The organism is Burkholderia paludis, assembly GCF_000732615.1.
Classification (GTDB): Bacteria; Pseudomonadota; Gammaproteobacteria; order Burkholderiales; family Burkholderiaceae; genus Burkholderia; species Burkholderia paludis.
In genome coordinates this window covers 65,515-82,084 of sequence record NZ_JPGL01000036.1, presented here as the reverse complement: position 1 = coordinate 82,084, position 16,570 = coordinate 65,515, and the positions used below count along the sequence as shown (strand labels likewise).

Here is a 16,570-nt window from a genome sequence, read left to right as displayed (position 1 = left end):
ATGAAGTTTCAAACGCTGCTGACACTCGGCTGTGCCTCGACGCTGCTGGCCGCCTGCAACCTGTTCCACGACGGCCCCGGCTCGAGCGACGTTGACGCCGCCGTGCGCCGCGCGCTCGAAGCGGAAAACCACGGCGGCCTGAACGCGCTGTTTGGCCAGCCGTTGCCGGTATCGGCCGACGTCGTGTCGGCGAAGCCCGACGGCGACTGCAGGAAGCTCGGCGAGCGCACGTACGCGTGCGACGTCGTGGTGACGTGGCGCAATGCCGACTACGCGCCGTCGCGCGCGAACCTGACGTTCGTGCAGGCCGCCGACGGCTCGTGGCAGACGTCGGGCGTCGACGCGGCGATCGTGACGGGCACCGCGAAGTCGCTGATCGACCGGATCGGCAAGGCCTGGCCCGGCAACGCGGCGAGCAGCGCGTCGGCGCCGCAGTGACACACGGGCGGCGAGGTCCGCGCCGTTTCCCCCGGATCTGCGGTCCGCGCTTCTCGGCGCATGGCCGCCACGCCGGTTCCAGCCCTCGATGATTGACGGCATACCGAGCAGGTGCGACGCCGCAGGGCAGGTGGCGGGCGGCGCACGGTCGGACAGGGATGTACATAAAAGGGCGCGAGCACCTGGCCCGGCCCGAATCGAAGACATGCTCGGTATGCGGGCCGCGTTATAGGGAAAACCCTTATTTCACGCTATAATCACGGCCTGAGTGATAGGTCGAACCATGCCTGAACGTTTCCAAACCCTTGAAAAATTTGTGTTTTCCCTCGTCGTGATGTCCGCTGTCGTGTGCTCGGCATTCCTCGCGTACGAGCGTCACCCCGAGATCAAGATCGCCCTGCACGAAGGCGAAGCGTTGATGCGCGAGAGCGCCCGGTATTCGGTCATCTGCTCGCCGTCCAAGGTCGATCCTTGCGTCGAGATGTCCGCTTACTGAGATTCACGCACCGAGATTCACGCACCGAGATTCACGCCGGGTCGCCGGCACGGCAGTCCCGAATTCGATCGGCCCCGCTTCGAGCAATCGAGCGGGGCCTTTCCGTTGATGCGGGTGAAACGCCGTCCGTCGGCATGCGTGCGGCCTGAGCGCCGGTTCGACCTCTACCGGCGCTCAGGCCCGCACGCTCAATCGGCCGGCACGAACGCCGGCCCGTGAAACACGCGCACCGGGTTGCCGCGCTCCAGCTCGAAATGCTGCATGCGCCGCTGCCGGCGCGCATCCGAGGCGTGGCGGTCGGCTTCCTCCTGCAGCCGCACCTGCAGCAACTGCAACGCCAGACGCCGGTTCGCGTGCTGGCTGCGCTCGCTTTCCACGCGCACCGACAGGCCGGTCGCAACGTGGGTCGCGCGAATCGCGGAGCTCGTCTTGTTCACGTGCTGGCCGCCCGGCCCGCGGGCGCGCATCGCCTCGAACCGCACGTCGCCGTCCGGCAGCGGCTGCGCGTCGGCGCAGCGCGTGACGCCGACGAACCAGTTCTTGCGCGGATGACGCAGCCGGTACGGGCTCGCGCAAACCCATTGCAGCGTCCCGGCCCAGCGGTCCGCGAGCGACGGCGCATCGGTGCCGTCGAGATCGAGCAGCGCCGAGCGCAGCGTGCCGGGCCGTTCGCCCGGCTGCATGTCGAGCACCGTGACGACGATGCGCCGCGCGTCGGCTTCCGCCTGCAGGCGCCGCAACGCGTGGGCCGCGGCAAGCTGGCACTCCAGCGGGCCGTGCGCGGACGAAATCTGCATCAGCATCGGCCGCCCTCCCCGGAAGTCTTGTAGGTCAGCACCGGCGCGAGCCGCGCCAGCCGGCGCAGCAGGCCGGCGTCCTCGAGCGCGTCGACGACGCTGTCGATCGGCTTGTAGGCCTGCGGCGCTTCCTCGTACAGCAGTTCGCGGTCTTCGCAGACGACGTGGCTGCCGAGCGGCGTGCGCGTGAGCTGCGCCGGCGTGAAGCGCCGTTCGAGGCGGCCCCTGCAGTCGCCGCGCGCCCACTTGCGGCCCGCGCCGTGGGCGAGCGATGCGAGGCTGGCCGCATCGTCGGGCCGCACGGGCGCGACGAGGTAGCTGTAGTCGCCGCGCGAACCCGGAATGACGACCGGCCCCGCGTCGGCCGGCGTCGCGCCTTTGCGATGCAGCCAGCCGGGCTCGCCGTCGACGCTCGCGCGGCTCACCAGGTTGTGGTTCACGTCGAGCACGCAGCGGCCGTCGCTGCGCCAGCGCGCCAGCATCCGCCGCGCGATCAGGTCGCGATTCGCGACCGCGTAGCGCAACGCCGCATCGTGACGCGCGAGGTACGCCGCGCACGCGGCATCCGTGTCGTCGAGCCCGTTGTAACCGTGCTCGTGCATGTGCTGCTCGAGGATCGACTGGCCGAAGCCGCGCGACCCGCTGTGCACGAGCAGCAGCAGGCGGTCGCGATCGAGGCCGAGCGCCGCGACGGCGTCGTCGTCGTACACCGCGTCGATCCGCTGCGCCTCGGCGAAATGGTTGCCGCTGCCGATCGTGCCGAGCGACGCCGCGAATGCGTGATCCGCGAAACCGGCCGCCGCGATGCACGGCTGCCAGCTGGCGTCGGGCGTGGCGTCGATCGAGCCGAGCCGGCTCGCGAGCTTCGACGCGCTGACGCGCCGCGCATCGAGCGCGGTTTGCCACAGCGCCATCCCGCAGCCGATGTCGCCGCCGATCAGCGCTGGATACAGCCGGCCCGTCGAGAAGAATGCGGCGCCGACCGGGAAGCCGCGTCCGGGATGAAGATCGGGCATGCCGGCGACGCGCCGCATGCCGGGGAGAGTGGCAGCGTGTTCGAGCTGCCGGACTGCTTCACCTTCGATCCAGGTGGTGGCGCAAGCGCACAGTGTGATGCGCTCGGCCAGGTATTGCATGGAATTGCCCATGGAGGTTTCCGTTCGATGAAAAGGAAGAACGGCGGGCCATGGCGCGGGCAACGCCTGCTGGCGCTGCCCGACATCGGAAGTCGGGAGGAGGGCGGCACGACCGGATCGGAACGACCCGGCTCATCGCCATGACGGCGATGCGTGGTGCTGCTTGGCGTGAACGCTGAAACGAACGCGAAAGACCCGAACTACGACCCGCGACGGGAGGAGTGCTGGCGTGACGTCATGTTTTTTTCTCCTTGCGAGTGAGGGGTTGATCGGAATGGCGGCGACTCTAGCATGCCCGCAACGGGCGCCGCAAGCCGGCAGCGCGGCATTGCCGATCGAATCGTCGTGCGATGTGGCAAAAAACATACAAACAGGAGTCCATATCATTTCCGTATCGACGGCGTGCGTGGCGCACCGCGACAGGCGTTCGGCCCGCACGGACTGCCGCCATGGCGAGGTCCGGCCGCGCTTGACAGCGCACAGGCCGTTTCGTAGCATCCGCCTGCTTCATCCCTGAACCCTCATCGAACCGGTGATCCAAGTGCCCGCAACGATTCGTCCCTTCGCCTGATACGCCGACGACTGCCGTCCCGGCCGCGTGCCGTCCTGCCCGTTCCCGTTGCCTCGCGGCGCCGGAGCGTCGAGCGCGGGGCCGCGCCCGGACACGCACTGACACCGCAACGCACCCCTGACCGTTCGTTCACGTCGTCGGCTTTTTCCCTGTTTCCGGAGAAAGACCATGACGCTGGATTTCCGCGCCTACACGCAATCGCTCGACCTCGCCCGCTATCCGCGCACGCCGCACCTCGAAGGCTCGCGCCTGCAGGACGGCGACGCAGGTCACGGCCACGTTCCCTATCGCACCCTGGCGGGCGCGCATGTCGTCGTCGAGGAAAAGCTCGACGGCGCGAACACGGGCATCAGCTTCAGCCCGGCGGGCGAGCTGCTGCTGCAGTCGCGCGGCCACTATCTGGCCGGCGGCGGCCGCGAGCGGCAGTTCGGCTTCGTGAAGACCTGGGCGGCCGCCCATGCCGGCTGGCTGCTCGACCGTCTCGGCGATCGCTACGTGATGTACGGCGAGACGATGACCAAGAAGCACGCGGTGTTCTACGACGCGCTGCCGCATCACTTCTTCGAATTCGACGTGTTCGACCGCGCGACCGGCCGTTTCCTGTCGACACCCGCGCGGCGGGCGCTGCTCGCCGACGGGCCGGTGCTGTCGGTGCCCGTGCTGCATGAAGGCATCGCGCCGGCGCGGCTGGCCGACCTGAAGGCGCTGCTCGGCCCGTCGCTCGCGAGAACGCCGGACTGGCGCCGCGCATTCGAGGCCACCGTGCGCCGGCAGGGATTCGACCTCGCGCGCGCCTGGCAGCAGTGCGACAAATCGGAGCGTGCCGAAGGGCTCTACGTGAAGGTCGAGACCGGCGACACGACAACCGCGCGCCTGAAATGGGTACGCCGCGATTTCGTGCAGGCCATCCTCGACGCCGCGCGCCACCACTCGGAGCAGCCGTTCATCCCGAACCTGCTCGCACCGGGCGTCGACCTGTATGCGCCGCGCCCGACGCTCACATGGGCGACGCTCGCCGCGGCGCGCCCGACGCAATGAACGCGAAACGGTTAAATCCATTTCGGCAGGAGTCCAGATCATGAGATACGAACATCTGCAGGCGCTGGTGCCTGCACCCGGCGGGCAGCCGGACTATCGCGCGTGCCTCGCGGCATTTCCCGCGCTCGAACACGCGAAAACGACACCGCAGGAGCCCGCGCATCATCGCGAAGGCGACGTGTGGACGCATACGACGATGGTGATCGAAGCGCTGCTGGCGCTACCCGCTTACCAGGCCGCGCCGCGTGCCGACCGGGAAATCGTGTTCCTTGCCGCGCTGCTGCACGACATCGCCAAGGCCGGCACGACGCGCGTCGATCCCGTGACCGGCGCGATCGGTCATCCCGGCCACTCGCGCCAGGGCGCGATCGATGCGCGCATCGCGCTGTGGGACGCCGGCGTGCCGTTCGCGGTGCGCGAGGCGGTCTGCCGGATGATCGCCGTGCATCAGGTGCCGTTCTTCGCGATCGGCGGGTCGCGCCGCGGCACGCCCGAGTTCATCGCCCGCGAACTGTCGTGGCAGGTCGACATTCCGCTGCTGTGCCTGCTCGCCGAAGCGGACATGCGCGGCCGCATCTGCGACGACGCGCAGCGCGTGCTCGACGACATCGAGCTGTTCCGCGAACTGGCGCGCGAGGAGGGCTGTTATGGCCGCCCGCGCGCGTTTGCCGACGCGCACACCGCGCTCAGCTACTTCCGCGGCGCGGACGTGCATCCCGACTATCCGCTGTTCCGCACGCCGGGCTCGCAGGTGATCGTGATGTCGGGGCTGCCGGCATCGGGCAAGAACACGTGGGTCGCGCGGCATTACCCGGATCTGCCGGTCGTGTCGTTCGACGATGCGCGCGATGCGCTCGGGCTGCGCCACGGGCAGAACGAGGGCGCGGTCGCGCACCGGGCGGTCGACGCCGCGAAGGCGCTGCTGCGCGACCGGCGGCCGTTCGTGTGGAATGCGACGAACCTGTCGCCGCTGATGCGCAAGAAGACGCTCGACCTGCTGTATGCGTACGGCGCCGACGTGACGCTCGTCTACCTCGAACAGCCGCGCGCGGAACTGTTGCGGCGCAACGCGCGGCGCGACACGTCGCTGACGAACCGCGCACTCGAGGCGATGCTGCTGCGCTGGGATCTGCCGTTGCCGACCGAGGCGCATGCGGTGCGGTACGAAGTCTGATCCGGCATCGAGCCCGCCCGCGTCGGTGAGCCGCGGCGTACCGGCTCGCCGCATGTCGGCCGGCAACGGGCCATTGCAAACCGGGCCGTCGAAGCACGGCCCCGCGCCGGTGCGGCCGGGAATCGCCCGGAACCGGAACGGGTTCCGCTCGCCTAGGCCGCCGGTCGCGCCGCCGCCGCGGTGAAGTGCTCCGCCGGCATCGGGCGGCCGAGCAGGTAGCCCTGCAGCGAATCGCAACCGAGCTGCGTCAGGAACTGCTGCTGGGCGACGGTCTCGACACCCTCGGCGACGATCTTCAGATTGAGCGTCTGGCCGAGCGCGATGATCGCGGAAACGATCGCGGCGTCTTCCGTATCCTGCGCGAGTTCGCTGACGAAGCCGCGATCGATCTTCAGTTCGCTGGCCGGCAGCCGCTTGAGATACAGCAGGCTCGAATAACCCGTGCCGAAGTCGTCGATCGAAATCCGCACGCCCATGGCGTGAATCTGCTCCAGGATGCGCAGGCTCGTGTCGGCGTTGCGCATCGCGGTCGATTCCGTGATCTCCAGCGTCAGGCAGCCCGGCTCCAGCGCATGGCGCTCGAGCGCCTCGCGCACGCTTTGCACGAGACGCTCGTGGTTGAACTGCAGCGCGGACAGGTTGACCGCGACATTCCAGCCCACGTGCCCGGCATCGCGCCACACGCGCATCTGGCGGCACGCCTCGTTGAGCACCCACGAGCCGATCGGCACGATCAAGCCGGTCTTTTCCGCCAGCGGGATGAACTGCGCCGGCGAGATCATCCCGCGGGCCGGATGCATCCAGCGCACGAGCGCCTCGACGCCGACGATCGGGCCATCCGGCGCCTCGAACTTGGGCTGGTAATGGAGCATCAGTTCGCCGCGCTCGATCGCGAAGCGCAGGTCCTGGACGAGTTGCAACTGCTCGTGCACGTTCGCGTTCATCGACGCCTCGAAGAAGCAGTAGGCGTTGCGGCCGCTTGCCTTCGCGTGATACATCGCGGCGTCGGCATTGGTCAGGAGGTCCTGTTGCCGCGTGCCGTTGAACGGGTAGAGCGCAATGCCGATGCTGGTCGACACGCGCAGCGTGTGATTGGCCACGTCGAACGGCTGCTGGATCGCCCCGATGAGCTTCTCCGCGATCGCCGCGGCATCGGCCGGATCGCCGACGTTCGCAACCAGGACGAACTCGTCGCCCCCGACCCGCGCCACCGTGTCCTGCGCGCGGACGGTCTCCTCGATACGACGCGACACCTGCACCAGCAGCTGGTCGCCGATGTGGTGGCCGTATGCGTCGTTGACGGCCTTGAAGCCGTCGAGATCCATGAACATCAGCGCGAAGCTTGCCTCCGCGCGGCTGGCCGTCTGGATCGCCTGATCGATGCGGTCCGCCAGCAGCAGGCGATTGGGAAGCCGGGTGAGGTTGTCGTGCAGCGCCAGGTAGGTCAGGTCCCGGTTGGCGTCGGCGAGCGAATTGGCCAGCACGGAGGTCCGCGCCTCGAGGCGCAGGTCCAGCACCGACACCAGCAGCGCGATGGCCAGCACCGCCAGCGTCACGATGATGATCAGGAGTGCCAGCCAGCCGTTGTCGACGCCGGTGCGGGCCGCCCCGCACACGCTGCCCACCGGAAATTGCGCGGCCGCCATAGCGGTGTAGTGCAGGCCGACGATCGCGATCGCCATCACGACCGCCGCGCCCATGCGGACGATCCAGGCCGTCGACGTGTGGCGACGCAGCATGAACGCCATCCACAGCGCGGCCCCCGCCGCGACGATCGCGATCAGGATCGACAGGCCGAAGATGGCCGGGATGTATCGAATGCCGGGCGACATGTCCATTGCGGCCATGCCCGTGTAGTGCATGCCCGCGACGCCGGCCCCCATCAGCAACGCGCCGCCGAAGAGGCGCGGCCAGGGCAGCGTGTCCTGGGCGATCAGCCATAGCGCGAACGCGGACGACGCGATGGCGATCAGCAGCGACAGCACCGTAATGACCGGGTCGTAGCCGAGCGGGATCGGCAGCGTGAAGGCCAGCATGCCGATGAAGTGCGTCGACCAGATCCCGGTGCCCATCGCGAATGCGCCGCCGGCGAGCCACCAGTGCGCCGCGCGTCCGCGTGCGGTCGCGACCCGGCCGGCGATGTCCAGCGCGGTATACGACGCGAGGACCGCGACCAGGACCGATAACAGAACCAGTAGGGGATTGTGGCTGCTGGTGAGCATCAATGGATTTCGTTCATTTTTGAGGCGGCGGTTCCGCCCGGCGGCAACCGGGTGAGCGGTGCGGCGTCAGCCTGCGAGAAGGATCGGGATGCCGCTATATCGGCGGCCCGCCCGGACGACTTTAACCGGGCGCGGCCGTGATCTTACTGGCGAAACCGGAGGGTACGCGAAAAATCCGGCCGCGGCGCATGACGCCGGCGTCGATGCCGCGCGCAACGTTTGCGGACGGGCAATCCGCGGCCCGGCTGTCGCGCTGCCGCGACAGGCGCCGCCTTGCGCGATGCCGGCGGGGAGCGGGTGCCGCCGCGGCGGGCCCGGCCTGCCTCGGCCCGGCAGCCCGTTCGCTTACGGTAGACTGCACGCTCGCCAGCCTGCCGCTCCCTATATAACTACCCGCCCCGTACACACGCCATGGATCGAATCGATGCGATGAAGGTGTTCGTCGCCACGCTGGACGAGGGCAGCCTTGCCGGCGCGAGCCGGCGGCTTGGCCGGTCGCCGGCGGCAGTCAGTCGCGCGATCGCGTTTCTCGAGGAGCACACCGGCACCGCGCTGCTGTACCGGACCACCCGGACGATCCGGCTGAGCGAGGCCGGCGAACGCTACGCGGCCGCGTGCCGCCGCATCCTGTCCGATCTCGAGGAAGCCGACATGCTGGTCGCCGACGAACGCTCGGCGCCGCGCGGCATGCTGACGGTCACCGCGCCGGTCGCCGCGGGCGAGGACGTGCTGCGCGCGCTGCTCGACGCATTCATCGAACGCCATCCGGCCGTATCGATCCGCCTGCAGTTGCTCGACCGCCCCGTCAGCCTGATCGACGAAGGAATGGACGTCGCGCTGCGGATCGCACACCTGACCGATTCGACGCTGGTCGCGATTCCGGTCGGCGCGGTGCGGCGGGTCGTCGTGGCGTCGCCCGACTACCTGGCGAAGCATCCGGCGATCGTCGCGCCGGCCGATCTCGCGCAGCACCAGATCATCTCGATGACGCACTTCGGGCTCGATTCGTGGAGCTTCCCGCCGTCCGGACCGGCCGCGTTGCCGCAGGTCGTCCAGTTCGCGCCGCGCTTCATCGTCAACACGATCCGCGGCGCGGTCGCGTCGGCCGTCGCCGGACACGGCGTCACGCGGCTCTTTTCATATCACGTCGCGGAGCCGGTGCGGGACGGCACGCTGCGAATCGTGCTGCGCGACAGCGAGCATGCGCCGCTGCCGATCCATCTCGTCACGCCTTACGGCCGCCTTTCGGTCCCGAAGGTGCGCGCCTTCGTCGATTTCGCGGCGCCGCGCCTGCGCGAGCACTTCGCGCGGCTGGCGGCCATCACCGACGCCGATTGAATCGACTTGCGGAAGAATGGCTTTCGTACGATGGCAATTCTCCCGGAAATCGATTCAATCTAGACTTCCTTCAACCCACGGATGCGCATCGCGTCCGTTCAATGAATGGAGGTCGACATGCATCAAGCGCTTCCCGGCCAGCCCCGCGCGCACGCGTTCGACGTAACGCATCGCGCGGTATCCGGCCCCGGCTTCGCCCGTCTCGTATCCATGCCGCAGCCCGCGATCGTTGTCGCGCGCGCGGTTTCCGCGTCGATGGCCGCGGCGGAGGGCGCACGATGAGCACGATCTCGCCCGCCACGCCCGCGGCACTGGCCGCGCGGCCCGTCGCCAGCTACGCCGAACGCAACACCCGCTACTGGCGGCGCAACCTCGCCGTGTGCGTGTTCGGTTCGTTCACGACGCTCGTCAACCTGAGCATGCTGCTGCCGTTCCTGCCGCTGTACGTGCGCCAACTCGGCGTCGACGCGCAGTCGGCCGTGATCCAGTGGTCGGGCATCGCGTTCGGCGCGACCTTTCTCGGCACGGCCGTCACCGCGCCGCTGTGGGGCCGCCTCGCGGACCGCTTCGGCCGCAAGCCGATGCTCGTGCGCGCGGCGATCGGAATGGCGATCGTGATGTCGCTGATCGGCCTCGCGCACAACGTGGTCGAACTCGTCGCGCTGCGGTTGATCGCGGGGCTCGTCGGCGGGTACGCGTCGGCGTCGACCGTGATGGTCGGCACGCAGGCGCCGCGCGAACGCGCGGGCTGGGCGCTCGGCATCCTGTCGACCGGCGCGCTCGCCGGCAATCTGGTCGGGCCGCTCGTCGGCGGATTGCTGCCGGGTTGGGTCGGCATACGCGGCACGTTCTTCGCCGGCGGCGCGATGATCGCCGTCGCCGCGCTGCTGACGATCTTCGTCGTGAAGGAAGACTTCCACCCGGACACCGACGCGAAGACGCGCACCCCGGGCGCCGCGGCCGGGACGCCGCACCGCACGGATCGCGCCGCGGTCGCCGCGCTGCTGGTGACGGCGATGATGGTGCTGCTCGCGAACATGTCGATCGAGCCGATCATCACCGTCTATATCGGCGGCCTCGGGGTCGGCGGCGACCATCTGGCGCGCGTCGCCGGTGTCGTGATGGCGTGTTCGGCGCTCGGCAGCATGCTGACCGCCGCGCGGCTCGGCGCGCTGGCCGACCGGATCGGCAGCTGGAACGTGATCGTCGGTTGCCTGTTGCTGACCGCGCTCGCGATGGTGCCGCAGGCGTTCGTCACGCACTGGTGGCAGCTTGCCGCGCTGCGCGTGCTGATGGGCATGACGCTGGCGGGGTTGCTGCCGTCGATCGGCAAGCTCGTGCGGCAATCGGTCGACGAGCGCGCGACCGGGCAGATGCTGGGCTACCTGCAGTCCGCGCAGTTCAGCGGGCAGGTGATCGGCCCGGTGATCGGCGGACAGATCGGCGTCGCGCTCGGGCTGCATTCGGTGTTCTTCGTGACGGGCGCGCTGCTGGCGGCCTGCGCGGGGCTCGCGCACTGGGTGCACCGCCGCTAGACTCTTTCAGGAGATCCGCACCATGAAACCCTCGACCGACAACCGGACGCTGCTGCGCACCCTCGGCCTGCGCGCCCCGATCGTCCAGGCGCCGATGGCCGGCGTCAGCACGCCGGCGCTGGCCGCCGCCGTGTCGAATGCCGGCGGGCTCGGCTCGCTCGGCGTCGGCGCGACGAACGCCGACGGCGCGCGCAAGTTGATCCGCGACACGCGCGCGCTCACCGGCCGGCCGTTCAACATCAACGTGTTCTGCCACCGGCCGGCGCGCGCCGACCCGGCCGTCGAACGCGCGTGGCTCGACTGGCTCGCGCCCGCGTTCCGTGCATACGGCGCGACGCCGCCCGCGGCGCTGTCGGAGATCTATACGAGTTTCGTCGCGGACGACGCGATGCAGGCGATGCTCGTCGAAGAACAGCCGGCCGTCGTCAGCTTCCATTTCGGACTGCCGTCCGCGAACGTGATCGCCGCGCTGAAGCAGGCGGGCGTCACGCTGTTCGCGACCGCGACGAATCTCGACGAGGCGCGGCAGATCGCGGCCGCCGGCGTCGACGCGATCGTCGCGCAGGGCATCGAGGCCGGCGGCCATCGAGGCGTGTTCGACTCGACCGCGCACGACGATCGTCTCGGCACGTTCGCGCTGACGCGCCTGATCGTGCGCGAATGCGCGCTGCCCGTGATCGCCGCCGGCGGCATCATGGACGGCGCGGGGATCGCCGCCGCGCTCGCGCTCGGCGCGCAGGCCGCCCAGCTCGGCACCGCGTTCGTCGCGTGCACGGAAGCATCGATCGACGACGGCTATCGCCGCGCGCTCCTTGGCGACGCGGCAGGCCGCACGACGTTTACCGCCGCGATCTCGGGCAGGGTCGCGCGCGGCATCGCCAACCGGCTGACCGCACTCGGCGACGACCCGCATGCGCCGGCCACGCCCGCCTATCCGATCGCGTACGACGCGGGCAAGGCGCTGCATGCGGCCGCGAAGGCGCACGGCGAATTCGGCTACGGCGCGCAATGGGCCGGGCAGGCGGCGCCGCTCGTCCGCGCGCTGCCGGCCGCCGAGCTGTTCGCCACGCTCGAACGTGAAACGCGCGCGGCTATCGGGCAGATGCAGTACGGGCCGGACTGATTGCGCGGGCGGCAGGAACGCGCGAAGGGGCTCGCCGGCGGCGAGACGGACATGCGCCGCCCGTCGCCGATGTTGTCTCGTACCGTATCTGCACGGGCGGCGGATACGGGGCGATACAACAGCCCTGCGCGAGTTAGCTATAAAGCAGAGGTAGCTGCTTCCGGAGCGAGCCCGTCATGTCCACCACCTGGTTCAAAAAGTCCTGCCACGGCGGGGCCGTCAGATTCGAAGTCCGAACGGCCGGCGCGCCGGCGGTGCGCTGCAATGGCGGCCGGTACCGCCGGCGCGACGCGCCGATGAACCCGACGTTCACCGCCGCCGGCCTGACAATCGCCGAAGGAGAGGGCGCACTCACGTGCTACCGCTTCAGCACGCGTACCGTGCGTCACCCCTTCAGCGGCCGTTGCGGCATCCATCCGTTCCACCGGATACGCAAGAATGGGGCATGCCGGCGCGTCAACCTCGGCTGCGTCAGTGGCCTCGATCCGCAGGCGCTCGACGCGACGGTTGCCGACGGCGCAAGCCTCTCGATCGTGGAGGGCGTATGAAACGCTGGCTGATGATCCTGCTCTTTGCCGCGGGCGGCCTCGCGACCGAAATCTCGCATCCGGTGCAGTGCTCGCTGCTGTCGGTGAGCCGCGCGCAGACCGGCAAGCGTCGCACAAGGGACTGACGGCACGCGGGCTGCCTCGCGCCACCCCGGGTGGTTCACCGCTGTCGATTACCATGCTTCCGATAAGATCGCATGCGATCTATAATGCGCAGATGGGCGACCGATCTGCGTCGCCGGAGGACGTTCATGAAACCGACCGAAACCCCATCCGCCGCGCCGAAGCTGTCCGAGTTCCTGTGCTTCGCGATCTACTCGACGAACCTCGCGTTCGGGAAGGCCTACAAGCCGATCCTCGACGAGCTCGGCCTCACGTACACGCAGTACATCACGATCATCGCGCTGTGGGAGCACGACAACCAGACGGTCGGCCAGCTCGGCGAAAAGCTGTTCCTCGAGTCCAATACGCTGACGCCGATCCTGAAGAAGCTCGAGGCGATGGGCTACCTGGAGCGGCACCGCGATCCGTCGGACGAGCGTCAGGTGCTCGTCAGCCTGACCAGGAGCGGCCGCCGCGTGCGCGAGAAGGGGCTCGACATGAACCTGGTCGAAGCCACCGGGTTGAAGCCGGACGAATTCGCGAAGATGCAGAAGGCGATCGTCACGCTGCGCGGCAACCTGATCGAATCGACCGAAACGTAAACACCCGGACGGACGGCGGCCGGCCCGGGCATCGCGCCGGCCGCGCCGTCATGCGCGCCCGTCGTCCAGCACCAGCAGCTGCATCTCGCGGCGGACCGTGAAACCGAGCGCGAGATACCGCTCGATCGCCACCTGGTTCGACGTGAGGACGTGCAGGAAGGGCGTTTCCGCGCGCTCGGCGAGCGTCGCGATCAACGACCGGATCAGCCGCGCCGCGAGCCCCTGGCGCCGGAACGCGGCATCCACGCACACGGCGCTGATTTCCGTATATCCGTCGACCTGCATCCGCTCGCCGGCCATCGCGGCCAGCCGGCCTTCGTGACGCACGCCGATATAACGGCCCAGTTCGAACGTGCGCGGGCCGAACGGGCCCGGCTGCGCGGCGGCGGTCAGCGCGAGCATGTCGGGCACATCGGCTTCGCCGAGCGTGACGTGCGCCGACGCATCCGCCGGCTCGGGCGTCCCTTGCCAGATCATTTGAAACAATGCCGCCCGCCGGACGACCGACCAGCCCGCCGGCGGCTCGATTGCGTCCGGCGTGACCAGCGCCGCCGGGCCGTGCGCGGCGATCAGCTCACGCAGCGCGGCAAACGATGCCGGGCTCGTGTCCTCGATGGCGGCAAACGGCGCGACGTCTGTCGGAAACCGCAACGCGCGGTCGTCGCCGAGCGCAAAACGGCGCTGCCTGCCCGAGAGGGCGTGCCAGACCACGCGGTCGAGCACGTGCGCGCCGTCTGCGGCGTTTGCGGTCGTGGCGTCCGACATCGATTGCTCCTCGATTGAAAAATGGAGTGCCGCACATCATAAAGGCGACTTCAGGATACGGAAAACAAGGCATGTCACGCCGTCGAGGCCCGACAGAAACTCGGGTGAGCGAGCCATGCCGTGCGGTCAGGGGCGCTGCAGCAACCACGCCGCGATGTTCGGGACGACGGAGTTCCAATCACCTTCTCGGGTTTGCCTGAGCACGGTCACGTCGCTTATCCACGGGCTGGTGGTTCCCGTGCTGCCCCAACGCCAATCGCCGGAAGTATTGACGGGTACGCAAGTCGGGATACCGATCATCGCTGCGAGGTTGGCCACTGACGAATCCACGGCAATCACTGCGTCGAGCTGTGCAATACAGGCCGCCGTATCGTCAAAATGCCAAATGCCGGGCAGATAGCGACTCATGTTGCCTACTGGCGTGCCGGCCGCTGCTTCCACAATGGGGTGATGCAGGTTGACGAAATGCACGCGATTGGCCACGTCAGGATTCGTCACGAGCCAGTTCACCGCATCGAGTGGCAGGCTGCGGCGCGCGGCCCAATACCGTTGGCTGCTGTTCAGTTCAGGTTGATGCCGTTGATAGCAGTCCCAGAACAGACCCACCAGCATTTTCCCTGGATGCTGCGTGCGGACTTGCAGTGCCCATGCCTCGGCGTCTCGCTGTTTCAAGGCCGGCGCGTGGATGTAGGGCTGGAAACGGTATTCGGATCGCGCCATCTGCCCGGCTTTCAACAACGGCAGGTGTAGCAGCGTGGCGTACAGATGCGGCGCGAACGCTTCCACATGCGCCTGAATGTCGTCGGGTAAAGCATCGCACAACCCTAATGGACGCGGTGCGCTGACGACCTCGCAATCCGGCAGGGTCGCCTGCATGAGGGCAAGAATCTGCGGGTCACACGTCATCATCACGCTCGCGCCCGCTTCGAGCCAGTCGGTCACGCATGCGGCGAGGAGGAAGTTGTCGCCGAAGCCCAACTGATGCGTGATCAGCACGCGCTTGCCGCTCAGGTCCGTTTCCCCGCTCCACACGGGAATGCCGGTTGGGCAATAGCTACCCGCCGAGCCGGGATCTCCATTGCGCATCAACCAGTGACTGAAACCGCGCGGCTCTCCTGCCTTGAGCATCGCCTCGCCCATCAGGTGTTCGGCGTGCGCGGCGAGCGCGGAATTGTCGGGGGCGGCCTCTCGGCGGGCCTGTTCCAGCAGCGGGACCGCCCGCACGAGATCGCCGGCCATCATCAGGCTGTAGCCGCAACGCAACGGGTGAAGTGCCGGTTCGCTCGCACACAGCGGGTCGGACTCCCATGCTTCGGCAGCCTCGACGTGCCGTCCCAGCAAATTCAGCGCAAATGCACGTATCGCGATAAACCCGGAGTTGCATGGATCGAGCGCAAGCGCACGATCGGCCCAAAAGAGCAGTTCGTTTTCGCGTTTGAGCGCAAGCAGTGTCTCGCAGATGTCGCGTACGACAGCGACATCTTCCGGATTATTCGCATATCGGGTTTCCAAAGCGAGCAGTTGCTGATTCATGTCAACGGTCATCGTAAGGCCTCGACTTCAGAAAAGCGGGGCAATTGCGCACTGTCCCTGTCGCGCTTCGGGCAGCGGGCGTAGCGATCGAAACTTGCCGGAATGAAGCTTCTGGCCGTGCTTCCATATGTAGTTTCCGGCCAGGTTGATGTGCTCCCGGCCGAGCGGTGACAGGTATGGTAACAGTGCAATATCTGGCGCCGTGCCCCGTGCGCGCATCGGCTGAATTGCCCGCTCGAAATCGACCGTGTTCCACGGCGCGATTGCGTGCGGTACACCTCGGGCGATCCTGAATAGAAAAGCGCATACGATTTCATCGCATGCGCTTTATTTGACGAATGTACGCAACTGGCTCCGTTGCGTCATCCTCAATGACCGAAGTAGATCGAGCGTTCAGCCACGCGCGTCGCCGGCCGGCCGCCCGACTGCGTGGCAGGCGCGGCCTCGCGGCCGTAACCGGACGCCGACGCATCGGCGGCCACCGCGTCGTTCGCATGAATGCGCGTCAATGCGGCCTGCAGGTCGTCCGGGTAGTGCGGATCGTTTGCACGGCCCGGCCGGTAGCCGGCCTGTTCGAGCTGCACGAGTTCGGCGCGCACTTGCGCGCGGGACACGACGGCCGCATCGGCAAACGCCGGGGCGGCAGCGGAAGCGGAAACGGCCACGAGAAGGGCGGCGATCAATCGGGTTTTCATCATTTGCCTCGACAGAATGGAAACGGGAATAAAAAAGGAATCGGTGCACACCTACCGGCACGCGGCGTTCAGTGACCGAAGTACACCGAGCGCTCGGCCACGCTGACCATGTGCCGGCGGCCGGATTGCGACGCGCCGTTGCCGGTGCCGCCGTAGCCGGAATCCGGCACGCCGGCCACGAGCGGGCCGCCGGCCTGGGCCTGGGCCTGGGCCAGCGCGGCCCGCAGATCGTCCGGATAGGTCGCATCCGTGGCGCGATTCAGCGGGTATCCGGCCTGTTGAAGCCGGGCCAGTTCGGCGCGCACCTGCGCACGCGTCACGGTGGTCTCGCCGGCGAACGCCGGTGCGACAGCGGAAGCCGAGACGGCGACGAGCAGGGCAGCGATCAGTTGAGCTTTCATGATTCACCTCGACAGGAAAGAAACCGGGCAGGCGGCGCTGGGCCGCCCGACACCCC

General features: G+C 68.3%; 18 protein-coding genes. 10 read left to right on the top strand and 8 right to left on the bottom strand.

The window, feature by feature from the left end:
- Together GQ56_RS0122695 and GQ56_RS0122690 are read left to right on the top strand one after the other, a co-directional pair.
- Positions 1 to 438, top strand: coding sequence for a hypothetical protein (locus tag GQ56_RS0122695; RefSeq protein WP_031400820.1), 438 nt, complete (start codon positions 1 to 3; stop codon positions 436 to 438).
- Between the two features lie 283 nt (positions 439 to 721).
- A complete protein-coding gene (locus GQ56_RS0122690) occupies positions 722 to 934 on the top strand; it encodes a hypothetical protein (protein ID WP_031400819.1) in 213 nt (70 codons plus the stop codon).
- A 188-nt stretch (positions 935 to 1,122) separates the two neighbouring features.
- Here GQ56_RS0122690 and prfH read toward each other — a convergent pair whose 3' ends face one another.
- Positions 1,123 to 1,737 carry a peptide chain release factor H gene (prfH, locus tag GQ56_RS0122685; protein WP_031400818.1) on the bottom strand — a complete coding sequence of 205 codons (615 nt, stop codon included), beginning with the start codon at positions 1,735 to 1,737 and terminating at the stop codon, positions 1,123 to 1,125.
- Complete coding sequence (locus tag GQ56_RS0122680) at positions 1,731 to 2,879, bottom strand: RNA ligase RtcB family protein (RefSeq protein ID WP_031400817.1); 1,149 nt, start codon at positions 2,877 to 2,879, stop codon at positions 1,731 to 1,733. The genes prfH and GQ56_RS0122680 overlap by 7 nt, the downstream gene beginning before the upstream one ends.
- A gap of 727 nt (positions 2,880 to 3,606) precedes the next feature.
- Here GQ56_RS0122680 and GQ56_RS0122675 point away from each other — a divergent pair.
- Positions 3,607 to 4,476: an RNA ligase family protein gene (locus tag GQ56_RS0122675; protein WP_031400816.1), complete on the top strand. Its 870-nt coding sequence runs from the start codon at positions 3,607 to 3,609 to the stop codon at positions 4,474 to 4,476.
- 40 nt (positions 4,477 to 4,516) lie between these two features.
- A complete protein-coding gene (locus GQ56_RS0122670; protein WP_031400815.1) occupies positions 4,517 to 5,650 on the top strand; it encodes an AAA family ATPase in 1,134 nt (377 codons plus the stop codon).
- Positions 5,651 to 5,802: 152 nt separating this feature from the next.
- Here the strand turns inward: GQ56_RS0122670 and GQ56_RS0122665 are convergent, their stop codons facing one another.
- Positions 5,803 to 7,872, bottom strand: coding sequence for a putative bifunctional diguanylate cyclase/phosphodiesterase (locus tag GQ56_RS0122665; RefSeq protein WP_031400814.1), 2,070 nt, complete (start codon positions 7,870 to 7,872; stop codon positions 5,803 to 5,805).
- 411 nt (positions 7,873 to 8,283) lie between these two features.
- Between GQ56_RS0122665 and GQ56_RS0122660 the strand changes: the two genes are divergently transcribed.
- The 6 genes from GQ56_RS0122660 to GQ56_RS0122630 all read left to right on the top strand — a co-directional run bounded on the left by GQ56_RS0122660 (position 8,284) and on the right by GQ56_RS0122630 (position 13,120).
- Positions 8,284 to 9,210 (top strand): LysR family transcriptional regulator, encoded by a 927-nt coding sequence (locus GQ56_RS0122660; protein WP_031400813.1) that lies wholly within the window; start codon positions 8,284 to 8,286, stop codon positions 9,208 to 9,210.
- Between the two features lie 278 nt (positions 9,211 to 9,488).
- Entirely contained in the window at positions 9,489 to 10,745 is a 1,257-nt protein-coding gene (locus GQ56_RS0122650; RefSeq protein ID WP_031400812.1) for an MFS transporter, read from the top strand.
- A gap of 22 nt (positions 10,746 to 10,767) precedes the next feature.
- Positions 10,768 to 11,868, top strand: a complete 1,101-nt coding sequence (locus tag GQ56_RS0122645; RefSeq protein WP_031400811.1) for an NAD(P)H-dependent flavin oxidoreductase — start codon at positions 10,768 to 10,770, stop codon at positions 11,866 to 11,868.
- A gap of 176 nt (positions 11,869 to 12,044) precedes the next feature.
- A complete protein-coding gene (locus GQ56_RS0122640) occupies positions 12,045 to 12,416 on the top strand; it encodes a GFA family protein (protein ID WP_031400810.1) in 372 nt (123 codons plus the stop codon).
- Entirely contained in the window at positions 12,413 to 12,541 is a 129-nt protein-coding gene (locus GQ56_RS46935; RefSeq protein WP_265183118.1) for a hypothetical protein, read from the top strand. Before GQ56_RS0122640 ends, GQ56_RS46935 begins: the two co-directional genes overlap by 4 nt.
- 126 nt (positions 12,542 to 12,667) lie before the next feature.
- Positions 12,668 to 13,120 carry a MarR family winged helix-turn-helix transcriptional regulator gene (locus GQ56_RS0122630; protein ID WP_031400809.1) on the top strand — a complete coding sequence of 151 codons (453 nt, stop codon included), beginning with the start codon at positions 12,668 to 12,670 and terminating at the stop codon, positions 13,118 to 13,120.
- A 48-nt stretch (positions 13,121 to 13,168) separates the two neighbouring features.
- On the opposite strand, the gene GQ56_RS0122625 is transcribed toward GQ56_RS0122630, so the two are convergent.
- The 5 genes from GQ56_RS0122625 to GQ56_RS0122610 form a co-directional block, all read right to left on the bottom strand.
- Entirely contained in the window at positions 13,169 to 13,885 is a 717-nt protein-coding gene (locus GQ56_RS0122625; RefSeq protein WP_031400808.1) for a GNAT family N-acetyltransferase, read from the bottom strand.
- Between the two features lie 126 nt (positions 13,886 to 14,011).
- A complete protein-coding gene (locus GQ56_RS0122620; RefSeq protein ID WP_235212739.1) occupies positions 14,012 to 15,418 on the bottom strand; it encodes a tetratricopeptide repeat-containing glycosyltransferase family protein in 1,407 nt (468 codons plus the stop codon).
- Positions 15,419 to 15,445: 27 nt separating this feature from the next.
- Complete coding sequence (locus GQ56_RS44565; RefSeq protein WP_407638599.1) at positions 15,446 to 15,682, bottom strand: Tn3 family transposase; 237 nt, start codon at positions 15,680 to 15,682, stop codon at positions 15,446 to 15,448.
- Positions 15,683 to 15,786: 104 nt separating this feature from the next.
- Positions 15,787 to 16,113 carry a DUF4148 domain-containing protein gene (locus GQ56_RS0122615; protein ID WP_034197819.1) on the bottom strand — a complete coding sequence of 109 codons (327 nt, stop codon included), beginning with the start codon at positions 16,111 to 16,113 and terminating at the stop codon, positions 15,787 to 15,789.
- Positions 16,114 to 16,181: 68 nt separating this feature from the next.
- Positions 16,182 to 16,514 (bottom strand): DUF4148 domain-containing protein, encoded by a 333-nt coding sequence (locus tag GQ56_RS0122610; RefSeq protein ID WP_031400805.1) that lies wholly within the window; start codon positions 16,512 to 16,514, stop codon positions 16,182 to 16,184.
- Positions 16,515 to 16,570 lie beyond the last annotated feature (56 nt).